The sequence below is a fragment of the Sutterella sp. genome (genome assembly GCF_030539355.1).
Lineage (GTDB): Bacteria > Pseudomonadota > Gammaproteobacteria > Burkholderiales > Burkholderiaceae_F > Sutterella.
Genome location: NZ_JAUNSF010000001.1, coordinates 97,944 through 111,164, shown reverse-complemented (window position 1 = coordinate 111,164; position 13,221 = coordinate 97,944). Strand labels below are relative to the sequence as shown.

Annotated in this window: 9 protein-coding genes; 4 read left to right on the top strand and 5 right to left on the bottom strand. The window is 65.5% G+C overall.

Features of this window, described 5'->3' with window-relative positions:
• The first annotated feature begins 113 nt into the window (after positions 1-113).
• Positions 114-1,538: a DegQ family serine endoprotease gene (locus tag Q4F91_RS00490; protein ID WP_303333806.1), complete on the top strand. Its 1,425-nt coding sequence runs from the start codon at positions 114-116 to the stop codon at positions 1,536-1,538.
• 115 nt (positions 1,539-1,653) lie between these two features.
• Here the strand turns inward: Q4F91_RS00490 and Q4F91_RS00485 are convergent, their stop codons facing one another.
• The 4 genes from Q4F91_RS00485 to Q4F91_RS00470 form a co-directional block, all read right to left on the bottom strand.
• Positions 1,654-2,319 carry a TetR/AcrR family transcriptional regulator gene (locus Q4F91_RS00485; RefSeq protein ID WP_303333805.1) on the bottom strand — a complete coding sequence of 222 codons (666 nt, stop codon included), beginning with the start codon at positions 2,317-2,319 and terminating at the stop codon, positions 1,654-1,656.
• A complete protein-coding gene (locus Q4F91_RS00480) occupies positions 2,316-3,749 on the bottom strand; it encodes an efflux transporter outer membrane subunit (RefSeq protein ID WP_303333804.1) in 1,434 nt (477 codons plus the stop codon). Before Q4F91_RS00480 ends, Q4F91_RS00485 begins: the two co-directional genes overlap by 4 nt.
• A 132-nt stretch (positions 3,750-3,881) precedes the next feature.
• A complete protein-coding gene (locus tag Q4F91_RS00475) occupies positions 3,882-7,100 on the bottom strand; it encodes an efflux RND transporter permease subunit (RefSeq protein WP_303333803.1) in 3,219 nt (1,072 codons plus the stop codon).
• 18 nt (positions 7,101-7,118) lie between these two features.
• Entirely contained in the window at positions 7,119-8,315 is a 1,197-nt protein-coding gene (locus Q4F91_RS00470; protein WP_303333802.1) for an efflux RND transporter periplasmic adaptor subunit, read from the bottom strand.
• A 320-nt stretch (positions 8,316-8,635) separates the two neighbouring features.
• On the opposite strand from Q4F91_RS00470, the gene Q4F91_RS00465 reads away from it, so the two are divergent.
• Positions 8,636-9,283: a MarC family NAAT transporter gene (locus tag Q4F91_RS00465; protein ID WP_303333801.1), complete on the top strand. Its 648-nt coding sequence runs from the start codon at positions 8,636-8,638 to the stop codon at positions 9,281-9,283.
• A gap of 141 nt (positions 9,284-9,424) precedes the next feature.
• Here Q4F91_RS00465 and Q4F91_RS00460 read toward each other — a convergent pair whose 3' ends face one another.
• The gene (locus Q4F91_RS00460) at positions 9,425-10,258 is read right to left on the bottom strand and encodes a MerR family transcriptional regulator (RefSeq protein ID WP_303333800.1); all 834 of its coding nucleotides are present in this window, start codon (positions 10,256-10,258) and stop codon (positions 9,425-9,427) included.
• Between the two features lie 284 nt (positions 10,259-10,542).
• On the opposite strand from Q4F91_RS00460, the gene Q4F91_RS00455 reads away from it, so the two are divergent.
• Complete coding sequence (locus Q4F91_RS00455; protein ID WP_303333799.1) at positions 10,543-12,525, top strand: FAD-dependent oxidoreductase; 1,983 nt, start codon at positions 10,543-10,545, stop codon at positions 12,523-12,525.
• A 151-nt stretch (positions 12,526-12,676) separates the two neighbouring features.
• Complete coding sequence (locus Q4F91_RS00450; protein WP_303333798.1) at positions 12,677-13,138, top strand: hypothetical protein; 462 nt, start codon at positions 12,677-12,679, stop codon at positions 13,136-13,138.
• The last annotated feature ends 83 nt before the right edge of the window (positions 13,139-13,221 follow it).

Below are 13,221 nucleotides of genomic sequence, written 5' to 3'. Positions count from 1 at the left end.
CTCCCCTTGCCCGCTGTTGGGCTAGAGTTTCGGGTAATTGAGTCACACGCAACTCCGCACGACCCGGCCTGTCGCCCCGCGCGGAGACATTTCCGCCCAAGGACCATTCACTGATGCTTTCCAAGACCTCTCTCGCCGCCGCAGTCGCCGCGGCGCTGCTTTTCACGGGCCCCCTCACCGCCGCTCCCGCCGCGGCCGCCGACGCGCCGCAGCAGGCCGTCGCGCAGCTGCCTGACTTCGTCAAGCTCGTCGAGGACAACGGCGCAGGCGTCGTCAACATCGCCGTCACCAAGAACGCCCGCACCGTGGCGAACCCCTTCGGCATCCCGGGCATGGACGAGCGCTCCTCGGAGCTGCTGCGCCGCTTCGGCTTCCCGTTCCCGTTCGGCGGCGACCAGGAGATCCCCGAGCAGAAGGGCACCGGCTCGGGCTTCATCATCAGCTCCGACGGCCTGATCATGACGAACGCCCACGTGGTCGAGGGCGCCGACAAGATCGTCGTGCGCCTCACCGACAAGCGTGAGTTCGAGGGCAAGGTCCTCGGCACCGACAAGCAGACCGACATCGCCGTCGTGAAGATCGACGCCAAGGACCTCCACGTCCTGCGCATCGGCGACTCGAGCAAGCTGCGCGTCGGCGAGTGGGTGGCCGCCATCGGCAGCCCGTTCGGCCTCGACAACACCGTCACCGCCGGCATCGTCTCCGCGCTCTCGCGCAACCTGCCGAGCGACCAGTACGTGCCCTTCATCCAGACCGACGTCGCGGTGAACCCGGGCAACTCGGGCGGCCCGCTCTTCAACATGGCCGGCGAGGTCGTGGGCATCAACTCCCAGATCTTCTCCACGTCGGGCGGCTTCATGGGCCTCTCGTTCGCGATCCCGATCGACCTCGCGATGCAGATCAAGAACCAGCTCGTCGAGGACGGCCACGTCACGCGCGGCTACGTCGGCGTCTACATCCAGCAGCTCACGCAGGAGCTCGCCGACAGCTTCGGCCTGAAGACTCCCGAAGGGGCGCTCGTCACCAAGGTCGAGAAGGGCAGCCCCGCCGAGAAGGCCGGTCTCAAGGAAGGCGACGTGATCACCGCGCTCAACGGCCGCAAGGTCACGAGCTCCGTGTCGCTCCCGATGCTCGTGAGCTCGATCCGCCCGGGCACGAAGGCCGAGCTCACGATCGTGCGTGACAAGAAGGAGCAGAAGGTCGGCATCACGATCGGCACGAACCCGAACGCCAAGACCTCCGGCAGCGGCTCCGCCGCGGCTGCGGCCGGCCACCGTCTCGGCATCGAGGCGCGCACGCTCACCGAGGACGAGAGCCGCGAGGCCGAGACCTCGGGTCTGCTCGTCACGAAGGTGGGCAAGTTCGCGAGCTCCCTCGGCATCATGCAGGGCGACATCCTCGTGAGCGCCAACGGCAAGCTGCTCAAGTCCGGCGCCGACCTGAGGAAGGCCTGCGAGTCCGACTCGGTGCTGCTCCTCGTGCAGCGCAACGGCGGCCGCATCTTCATCCCGGTGAAGTTCCCGGCTGAGAAGAAGTAATCGGCTCAGTACGTGAAGGTCAGGGCGGCCCTGCGGGCCGCCCCTTTGAAAAAAAGACCCCGTCAGGCAAAAATCCCGGCGGGGTCTTCATTTTGTCTCAGCTTTCCCTGAGCCTTCAGTCAAGGGGACCGAACACGTCCTGAATCGTCTTGCCGCTCACCTTGGCAATGTCCCAGTGCCAGAGCACCGTGAGACGCTCGATCATGAACGAGCGGATGATCTCCCGGTCAAGGCCCGGGTTGAAGACGATCGCGCCGCGCATGCCCTCGAGGAAGGCGCGCACGATGACGAAGCTCGCCTCGACCTCCTCGTCGGTCCCGCCTGAGGGACCGCACTTGCTGTTGCTGCGGAAGAGGTTGATCACGTAGTCGCAGATGCGGCGGTTGGCGGCGTTGTGGATCTCGAAGACCCTCGGGTTCACGAGCGCCTCGCTCGCGATCGAGATCGAGACCCGCATCGCCTCCGCATCCATGTACGCGTCGACGAGCGAGGAGACTTCGCGCGTGATGCGCTCCTCCTGGCTCTCGCCGGGCACGGGCTCGGTGATGCTCGTCGCCACGGCGATGAAGCGCTCCGTCTGGCGCTCCACGAGCGCCTCCACAATCGCCTCCTTGTTCTGGAAGTAGTTGTAGAGGGTGCCGAGGCTCTTGCCGCTTTCGCGGGCAATGTCGCGGAGCTTCAGCTGATGGAGGCCCCGCTCACGCACGCAGCGCTCGGCAGCATCGACGATTTCCTCGCGATGCTGCTCCACGATCGAACGTCCCGCCGCTTCGCGGCTCACTTGAACACCCCGACCTTCGGCACGTCAGCACCGGGGTTGGCGACCTCGGTGCCGCCGCCCAGGACCTTGTAGAGGGTCACGAAGCTCGCGGCGCGCGAAAGCTGGGTGGTGATGAGCGCCTGCTGGGCGGAGACCTTCGTGCGCTGCGCGTCGAGCACCTCGGTGTAGGCCGCGGCGCCGTGCTTGTAGCGCGAGCTCGAGAGCTCGAAGGCCTTCGAGGCGGCATCGGCGTACTCGGTACGGGCCTTGAGCTCACGCTCGATCGTGCCCTCGGTGGCGAGCGCATCGGCCACTTCGCGGAACGCGGACTGGATCGTCTGCTCGTAGGTCGCCGCGGCGATGCGTTCCTGAGCCGCAGCCGACTGCAGGTTCGCAAGGTTCGCGCCGCCGGTGAAGAGCGGGAGCGACACGCTCGGCGTGAAGGCCCAGAAGCCCGAGCCGTTGCCGAAGAGGTCGGAGAGCGACGTCGACTGGCTGCCGAGGCTGCCCGTGAGCGAGATGCTCGGGAAGAAGGCCGCGCGGGCGACGCCGATGTAGGCGTTGGCGGCGATCATGCCGCGCTCGGCGCTCATGATGTCAGGACGGTTGAGGAGCACTTCGCTCGGCAGTCCCTCGGGGAGGTACGCGGGAAGCGTCGCGGAGAGCGTGAGCGTCGTCGGCAGCAGGCTCTCGTCGATCTTGGTGCCCGCGAGGAGCTCAAGCGCGTTCTGGTCCTGCGCGACGGCGCGGATGTAGGAGGCGATCGCCGCACGGGCGGCGGCCGTCGTCTGACGGGACTGCTCGAGCTCGAGCTGGCTCGCGGCGCCGTACTTGTAGCTCTCCTCGACCAGGCGGAAGCTCTCCTCCTGGCTCGCCAGGGTCTCCTTCTGGAGCTCAAGCTGCGCGCGGTCGGCGCCGAGCGTGAGCCAGGCGTTGATCACCTCGGCGATGAGCGAGCCCTGCGCGGTGCGCTGGGCGTCCTCGCTCTGCAGGTAAGCCTGCAGGGCCTGCTCGGTGAGGTTCCTCACACGGCCGAAGAAGTCGATCTCGTAGCTCGACATGGCGAGCGACGCGGAGTAGGCGTGCGACGTGCGCGAGGTCGACTCGTAGTGCGAGACCGCGTTCTGGGCGGCCGCGGCGACGGTCGGCATCAGGTCGGCGCGCTGCACGCCGTAGGCCGCGCGGGCCACCTCGACGTTGAGCGCCGTGATGCGCAGATCGCGGTTGTTCTCGAGCGCGAGGCGGATGACCTGCTTCAGGCGCTCGTCGAGCACGAACTCCTCCCACTTCGGGAGCGCCTGGCGCTTGATTTCGCCGGCCTGGTACGACTCGCCCATCGGCCACTGCTCCGCGACGGGCGCGGCGGGACGCTCGTAGTCGGGCGCGAGGTTCACGCAGCCCGTGAGCGCGAGCGCGGCGACGAGCGGCAGGACAGGGAGAAATTTCTTCATGTTGCGTTCCCGTTCACCTTCGGAACGGGCTCCATAGAAAAAATGAGGCGTTTCTTTCTGGGGGATCCTGCGCCGCCCGGGGTCTTTCCCCGGGCGGGGCGGATCCGCTTCTGCTTGAAGTTTCAGGCTCTATCAGGCCGTGACGGGTTTCTCCTCGACGACGGGCTGGGTCTCAGCCTTGGGCTCGGCCTCGGGCTCGGGAGCCGGAGGCGTCGGGCCCTTCTTCGGGCCGCCGGAGAAGAAGCTCGCGATCTTCGTGATGTAGACGAAGAAGGCCGGGACGAACATGACGCAGAGCACCGTGCCCGTGATCATGCCGCCCAACACGCCCACGCCGATGGCGTTCTGGGCGCCCGAGCCCGCGCCGTGCGCGACCGTGAGCGGCAGCACGCCGAGACCGAAGGCGAGCGAGGTCATCAGAATCGGGCGCAGACGCATCTCGACGGCGTGAAGCGCGGCGCGGACGATGTCCTCGCCATTGTCGTAGAGGGCCTTGGCAAACTCGACGATCAGAATCGCGTTCTTCGACACGAGGCCCATCGTGGTGAGCATGCCCACCTTGAAGTAGACGTCGTTGTTCATGTCGAGGAGCCACGTGAGACCGAAGGCGCCGACGATGCCGCACGGAATGACGAGCAGAACCGCGATAGGCACGGACCAGCTTTCATACAGAGCCGCGAGGCAGAGGAACACCACGAGGATGGAGATCGCGTAGAGGGCGCCTTCCTGCTCGCCGGCCTGGCGTTCCTGGTACGAGACGCCGTTCCAGGAGATCGAGTATCCGGGCGGGAAGACGCGCTCGGCGATCTCGAGCACCGCGTTCATGGCGTCACCCGAGGAGACGCCGGCGGCGGGCGAGCCCTGGATGTTCACCGACGGGAGACCGTTGAAGCGCTCGAGGTTGGGGCTGCCGTAGTCCCAGCTCGTCGTCGCGAAGGCGCCGATCGGCACCATCTCGCCGTTCGTGTTGCGGACCTTCCAGTTCATCAGATCCTCAGGCTGCATGCGGGAGGGCTGGTTGCCCTGCACCCACACCTGCTTGATTCGGGCGCGGTCCAGGAAGTCGTTGACGTAGGTGCCGGCGAAGGCCGTCGAGATCGTGGAGTTCACCGAGCTGATGTCGAGCGAGAGCGCGGAGAGCTTCTCGTAGTCGAGGTTGAGCTCCATCTGCGCGGTGTCGTCCATGCCGTTGTGGCGGACCATCGTGAGGCGCGGATCCTGGTTCGCAGCGGCGAGGAAGGCGTTGCGGACCTCCATCAGCTTCGCGTGACCCTGGCCCTTCTGGTCCTGGATGAAGAAGTCGAAGCCGTCGGCGACGCCGAGTTCCGGAACGGAAGGCAGCGGGAAGACGAAGGTGCTCGCGTTCTTGAACTCAGGCGACATCATGAAGGCGCCCATCGCGCGGCCTTGGATGGCGGCGACGCTCTGGTCGGCGTTCGGACGCTCCTCCCAGTCCTTGAGCTTCAGGAAGCCGAGGGCCATGTTCTGGCCCGAGCCGGCGAACGAGAAGCCGCGCACGCAGAAGAACGAGTCGAGGTTCGCGTCCTCGGTCTTCTCAAGGTAGGCCTGCACACGCTTGACCTCACGGTCCGTGCGCTCCATCGTCGCGCCCTGCGGGAGCTGCATCGTCAAGAGCGCCACGCCCTGGTCCTCGGCCGGCATGAAGCCCGTGGGGAGCTTCATGAAGCCGAGGAGCATGCCGCCGATGACGGCCGCGTAGGCGACGAAGGTGAGGAGCGGGTGACGGACGAAGAGCCCGACGAAATCACGCGAGGCGCCGGTGAAGATCTCGAAGCCGCGGTTGAACCAGCCGAAGAAGCCGCCCTTGCCCATGTGATGCTCGTGGCTGATGGGCTTGAGGATCTTCGCGCAGAGCGACGGGGTGAGCGTCAGGGCGACCACCACCGAGAGCACCATCGCCGAGACGATCGTGATCGAGAACTGGCGGTAGATGACGCCCGTGGAGCCGCCGAAGAAGGCCATCGGGATGAACACGGCCGAGAGCACCATGGCGATGCCGACGAGGGCGCCGGTGATCTGTCCCATGGACTTGACGGTCGCGTCATGCGCGTTCGAGCCGTCCTCGCGCATCACGCGCTCGACGTTCTCCACGACCACGATTGCGTCGTCCACCAGCAGGCCGATAGCGAGCACCATGGCGAACATGCTCAGCATGTTGATCGAGGAGCCCGTCGCGGCGAGCATGGCGAAGGTGCCGAGCAGCACCACCGGGACGGCGATGGTCGGGATGATCGTGGCGCGCCAGTTCTGCAGGAACAGGTACATCACGACCACGACGAGGAAGATGGCCTCGACGAGGGTCTTCACGACCTCGTGCAGAGCGGCACGGACGAACGGCGTCGTGTCAAACGGCACGACCGCCTCGACGCTCTCGGGGAAGAGCGGGCGGAGTTCCTCGATGCGCTCGAGCACGGCGGCCTGGGTCGCCAGGGCGTTCGAGCCCGAGGCGAGCTTGACGGCGATGCCCGAGGAGGGCATGCCTTTGTAGGTGCCGAAGGCGGTGTAGGACTGCGGCCCGAGCCCCACCTCGGCGACGTCGCGCAGATAGACGTTCGCGCCGGCGTCGGTGACCTTGAGCAGGATGTTGCGGAATTCCTCAGGCGTCGCGAGCAGGCTCGAGGACGAGATCGTCGCCGTGAACTCCTGCTTGCCGTCGGTCGGCTGACCGGCGAGCGAGCCCGTGGAGACCTGCGCGTTCTGCGCCGTGATCGCCGCGGTGATGTCGCTCGGCACGAGGCCGTACTTATCGAGCTTGTCCGGGTCGAGCCAGACGCGCATGGCGTAGGACGAACCGAACACCTGCACCTCGCCCACGCCCGAGACGCGGCCGAGCGGCTCCTCGACGTTGGCGACGAGGAAGTCGCCGAGGTCAGCGGAGTTGAGCGAGCCGTCCTTGCTGATGAAGCCGACGACCATGAGGAAGTTCGCCGACGTCTTCTGGATCGTCACGCCGAGCTGCTGCACGACATTCGGCAGACTCGAGAGCGCGGTCTGGATCTTGTTCTGGACCTGCACCTGCGCCATGTCAGGGTCGGTGCCGGCCTCGAACGTGACCGTGATGCTCATGCGGCCTGCGGAGTCCGAGGTCGAGTTCATGTACAGGTAACCGTCGAGACCCGTGATGTTCTGCTCGATCACCTGCGTGACGGTGTTTTCAATCGTGGAAGCCGAGGCGCCCGGGTAGGTCGCGGTGATGCTCACCTGCGGGGGCGCGATCTGCGGGTACTGACTCACAGGCAGCGTCTCAATCGACAGGATGCCCGCGAGCATGATCACGATCGCGATCACCCACGAGAAGACGGGGCGATCAATGAAAAAGCGTGAAAACATGGATGCGCGTCTCCAGGCTTAGAAAAGAGGCTTGCCCTCGGGGACCGACTTCGGGTCGAGTTCCTTCGCGTTGACCGTCGCGCCGGGCGCGGTGCGCTGGAAGCCTTCATACATCACGCGCTCGCCTTCCTTGAGGCCGCTCGTGACGAGCCAGTTGGAGCCCATCGTCTGTCCGACGGTGATCGCGCGCTGCTCGACCTTGTTGTCCGGAGTGACCACATAGACGTACGGGTCGCCGCGGAGGTCGCGCATGACGCTCTGCATGTGGACGACGATGCCGCCCTGGCGGACGCCCTCGGAGAGCTTGGCGCGCACGTAGAGGCCCGGGAGGAGCTGACGGTCAGGGTTCGGGAAGACCGCGCGCAGCTTCACCATGCCCGTGTCCTCCTCGACCTGGGCGTCGGTGAAGGTGAGCTTACCCGTGAGCGGATAGGCCGTGCCGTCGGCGAACGTGATCGAGACCTCGGCGGCGCCGGAGTCGTCGGTCTTGAGCGACCCGGAGGCGATCTCGCGCTGCATGCGGAGCAGTTCCTCGGCGGTCTGGGTCACGTCAACGTAGATGGGGTCGAGCTGACGGACCGTCGTGAGGGGGCTCGTCTGGTAGGCCGAGAGCAGGGCGCCCTCGGTGAACTCCGAGCGCGAGACGCGGCCGTCGATCGGCGAGCGGACCTTCGTGTACCCGAGGTTGATCTCGGCGGTGCGCACGGCAGCCTCGCCCGCGCGGACGGCGGCCTGGGCGCTCTTCAGCGTGGCCTGGGCGGCGTCGTCGGACTGCTTGGAGACGGCGTTCGTCTTGAGAAGCTCGCGGGAGCGCTTCGCGTCGGCCGTGGCCTGCACGAGCGTGGCACGGGCCTGGGCGAGCGTGGCCTGGGCGGACTTCAGCGATGCTTCGTAGAGCGAGTCATCGATCTGATAAAGCAGATCGCCCGCCTTCACTTCCTGGCCTTCCGTGAAAAGGCGCTTCTGGAGAATGCCCTGCACCTGAGGACGCACCTCGGCGACGTTGTACGCGGTCGTGCGTCCGGTGAGCATCGTCTCGATGCGCACGTCCTGGGCCTTCGTCGTCACGACGACGACCTCGGACGGCGGCCTCTGCATGCCTTCGGCAGCATTGGCCTGACCGATCACCGTCTGCTCCTTGCAGCCGCTCAAAAGGACGGCGGCTCCGAGGGCAAGGCCGACGGCGACATGAATTGTTTTCTGATTAAACAGCATTCTTTCAACCCAACCTGATTGATTCTTCTGCGGGGAAATTGAACAACGGGATGAACAGTGGCGTGAACAACGGAGTGAACAACCGTTCATTCCTGAACAGCGGTTCAGTTTATAGCACAATCTCCGTCCGAAAATTTGACTTTCGTATCCCTTTCGCGTTACTTCCGTCGGGTGATGGCAGGTAGAATTACCTAGTTTGAAAGCTCTCCTTACGCTTTTTTGCACATCCTTCCACCACCGGCACCACGAGCCGGCAGGAGCGCCCGGAAGCTCCTCTGACAGACCGCCAGAGGCCCCTCCAGACTCCCGGACGCGGCATCATGCTTGAATTCCTTCACTTTCAGTACTTCCTGGGCGGCCTCGTCTCGCTCATCACCATCACCAACCCGCCCTCCAAGATCCCGCTCTTCATCAGCCTCACGCAGGGCATGAGCGAGGAAAGGCGCCATCAGCAGGCGCTCTGGGCCTGGATCTACTCCGCGGCGATCATGCTCGTGTCGCTTGCCTGCGGCAACGTTCTCCTCGCGGTCTTCGGCATCTCCTACGGCGCGATGCGCATCGCGGGCGGCCTCGTCGTCGCGGTGATCGGCTACCAGATGCTCTTCGGCGGCAACACTCCGAACAAGGCGCCGGTCGTGCGCCGCGACCGCGACGACTACGCGTTCTTTCCGATCGCGATGCCCGGCATAGCCGGTCCCGGCACCATCGCCGTCGTGATCGGCATCTCGACCGAGATCGCCGAGATCGGCGACTACATCGACATGGCGATCGCCTTCGCCTGGACGGTGCTCGCGATCCTCGCGGCCGCCGGCGCCTCCTGGTGCGTGATGCGCTACTCCGAGATCATCACCAACCGCCTCGGCCCCTCGGGCACCCTCGTGCTCGGCAAGCTCATGGGGTTCCTGCTCGTCTGCATCGGCGTGCAGTTCATCGGCTCGGGCGTGCGCACCTTCCTCGCGGGAAGCTGATTGCTCCGGATTACGAGAGCTTCTGAGACGAGGCCCCGGCGTTTCCGCCGGGGCCTTCGTTTTTTTAGAGTGCCTCTGCCTTGTTCAATCGTCACGCTCCCGGCGAGGCTGCGGGGCCTCGGTTCACGCGGGAACGGCCGGTCAGAGGGTGAGCGGCACGATGAAGATGCCGTACTGCTCCATGCGGTTCTTCATGTGGGCGTACATGTACACCACGCGGTAGATCTTTCCCGCGGGCCGGAGCCCGTGCTGCTTCATCAGCGCGAAGACCCGGTGGTCGGGCGGCGGGCAGATCGATACCTCGCCGGGCTCGAGCGCCCCGCCGAAGTGGTAGATGAAGGCCTTTCCGGCGGGAATCCGCACGACGGCTTCGTTCACGGGAATGCCGAGCCGGAGCGCCTTCGCCTCGGAAATCATCACGCCCCAGGTGAAGGGGAAGAGCCCCCCGGCGCCGACGTCAGGGGTGATCTCCTGCGTCTGCTTGACGACAGGCATCCAGTCCACCCACTGCTCAAGAATGCTGTAGATGCGCTCGTCCTCGAGGAAGTCCGAGCCGTTCGAGTGCGCGAGGTAGAGCAGGGGCTCGGTCTCGGTGACCTCCCAGTCCTCCGGCTGCCGGCGGCGGCGCGCGAGCCACGCCTTCATGAACTCGTGCTCCTCGACCATGGCGGTGTCGCGCACGATGCGGCGCCGCAGCGCCTCGACATGCTCCTCGAGACGCTCCGAGGCGGCGGGCGCGTCGCATCCGTCAAGGATCTCCCCCATCTCGTCGACCATCACGCCGTAGTTCCTGAGGCTCATGCACTGCAGGATCCTCGGGCTCTGCTCGAAGCCGAAGTAGCGGTACCCGCGCTCACGCGGCAGCACGCTGATGAGGCCGTGGCTCTCGTAGTGCTTCAGGTAATCGGGGGTGACCCCCATTTTGCGGGCGAACTCCCCGATCTGGTACTGCCGGACACGGACCTGCTCTCCCATCTGCGCTCTCCTCTTCGAAAACATCCTGATTTTATTGGATTTATTCTAATTCTATAGAACTACTCCGGAAGACGCAGGACGTTCGGCGGTTCCGGGCGTGACACGCGCGCCCCTAGGCCGCGGGAGGAGCGGCCTCGGCGAGAACCCGAGCCAAAAACTCGTAAATCTTTGATTTTTCTATAGGTGAACAATTGTTCATTTCACCCTTGCATTGCGGGTCACCCTCAGGCGCATAGTTTTCTCACACAGGATCCGGACAGAACCGGACTTAGGAGAAAAACACCATGAAGACCACGCTCACCCGCAGAAACTTCCTCCGCACGGGCCTCGCGTCCGCCGCCGCCGCGGCTGCCGCGCCCGCCATGGCCGCCTCGCAGGCTGCCTTCACATACAGGCCGGGCACCTACATGGCCAAGGCCGCCGGCATCGGCGGCGACGTCCTTGTCACGATGACCTTCGACGAGAAGAACATCGTCGGGATCACGATCGACGCCTCGAAGGAGACGCCGACGATCGGCGGCGCCGCCGTGGCGCAGCTCAAAAAAGCCATCCTCGCCGGCCAGAGCGGCGAGGTTGACGCCGTCTCGGGCGCCACGATCACCTCGAAGGCCGTGATGAAGGCCGCTCAGAAGTGCATCGCGCAGGCGAAGGGCGAGATCCCGGTCGAGGCCGTGACCCTCTCGGGCGAGGAGGCCGACGACGGCGACTGGCTCGGAAAGGAACCCGAGATCGCGGAGAAGGACATCGCCGAGACGATTGACACCGACATCCTCGTGGTCGGCTGCGGCACGGGCGGCCTCTTTGCGGTCTGCGCGGCCGCCGAGGAAGGCGCGAAGGTGATCGGCATCGACCGCTATCCCACCGGCACGGGCATCCGTGACGACGTCGGGGCGATTGACTCGCGCTACCAGAAGGCCTGGGGCACGAAGATCGACAAGCTCGACTTCGTCACCGCCGCCACGCAGTGGGCGGCCGGTCACGTGAAGCAGGACCTCGTGAAGCTCTTCTGCGAGAAGTCGGGCGAGACGGTGGACTGGTACGGCGACCGCCTGAAGGAGCGCGGCGTCGAGCTCTGGTTCGAGGCGGGCGAGAAGCCGGGCGAGAAGCCCGTTCCCCACCGCTATCCGTACTACTGGACGGGCCACTCCCCGCGCTGGCGCACCTCGGACGACGGCACGGGCAAGCCGCTTGACGGCAACAAGGTGCTCCACGACTATGCCGTGAAGATGGGCGCGCGCTTTGACTACTCGACCCGCATGGTGAAGCTCGAGAAGATGGACGGGCGCGTCACGGGCGTCATCGCCACGAACGCCGACGACAAGTATGTCCGCTACAACGCGAGAAAGGGCGTCATCGTCGCGACCGGCGGCTACGCGCGCAACTACAGGATGATGCAGGCGCTCCAGCCCTGGAACCTCTCTGTCATCTCGCAGAACTCCTCAATGCCCGGCTGCAGCGGCGACGGCATCCGCGCCTGCCTCTGGGCGGGCGCCAGGATGGACGAGACGCACTCGCTCATGATGTTCGACCGCACCGCGCTGCGCCCCGACCAGCCCGCCGGCTACGAGACCGCGATCAAGAACGACTTCGGCTTTTTCTGGATCGGCTCGCAGCCCTGGCTCAAGGTCAACAAGGACGGCAGGCGCTTCATCAACGAGTCGGGCACCTACGACGGCATCCTGCACGCCGACGAGTACCAGAAGGGACACTGCCACTACACGATCTTCGACAGCGACTGGACGAAGTATGTGTCTCAGTTCCGCATGCACGGCTGCTCGCGCCTGATCCCGTTCGAGAACGGCGCCGACACCAACATTTCGCTGCCGGTCTTCGAGCAGCAGATCCTCCCGAATCTCCTGAAGTCGGGCTTCGTCTTCAAGTGCGACACGATCGAGGAGCTCGCCGAAAAGCTCGGCCTTCCCCCGAAGGAACTGAAGACCACGGTCGAGCGCTACAACGAGCTCGTCGCCAGGGGCGTGGACGAGGACTACGGCAAGGAGTCCTATCGCCTCACCCCGGTCGCGAAGCCCCCGTTCTACGGCGCGAAGAACTCCGGCTTCATCCTCTGCACGCTTGACGGCATCGTGATCGACACCGAGATGCGCGCGCTCGACCCCGAAGGGAACCCGATCCCGGGCCTCTACGTCGTCGGCAACGACTCGGGCTGCTACTTCGCGAACTTCTACCCGAACCAGGTTGACGGCATGGCCGCCGGCCGCACGGTGACCTTCGCCCGCCTCGTGGGCAAGGCCCTCGCAAAGGCCTGATCCGGTCCCTGATCCGCCTGAAGGGCGGCGCACCTTCCCGTTATCGGCTTCTTTGAGGGAGGATGCGTCGCCCGCTCCTTTGAGCGGTCCCGCGGGCCCCGTCAGACTTCACGGGGCCCTGAGCCGCAGAACAAAAACAAGAAAAAATGCCATGAAAAAGAATCTGATCACCCTCACGCTCCTCGCCGCGGCCGCCGCGTTCGCCGCCGCGCCCGCTCCGGCCCGGCCGCCTGTAGACATGCCGGGCGTCATCGTCACCGACAGGCTCGACATGAGCCACAAGCACGCGGGCGACGCCCTCACGATGGAGTCCGGCAGAGAGAACGCCTCCCGCGTCAGCTTCATCATCATGGGACGGATCATTGACACGCTGCGCGTCGAGGGGTTCCTTGAGAGCGACTTCGACGCCGTCGACGGCACGATCAAGGACCGTGTCTCGATGCTCTTCAAGGCCCTGAACACGATCTCGCTCATCCACCGTGACTACGGTCAGCTCGCCTTCGGCTACCTGAGCACCGTCAGTTGCACGATCGGCTCGACCGGCCGGGTGCACAGGCTCGATCCGTACGGGTCAGGCGCCTTCGCCCCATCGGCCGGCAACGTGGTCTACTGACATGAAATTCCCTGATGCCGCCGCACCGGTTTCAGGAACTTCTCACAGAAAGGCCCCGGCGTCTCCGCCGGGGCCTTTGCTTT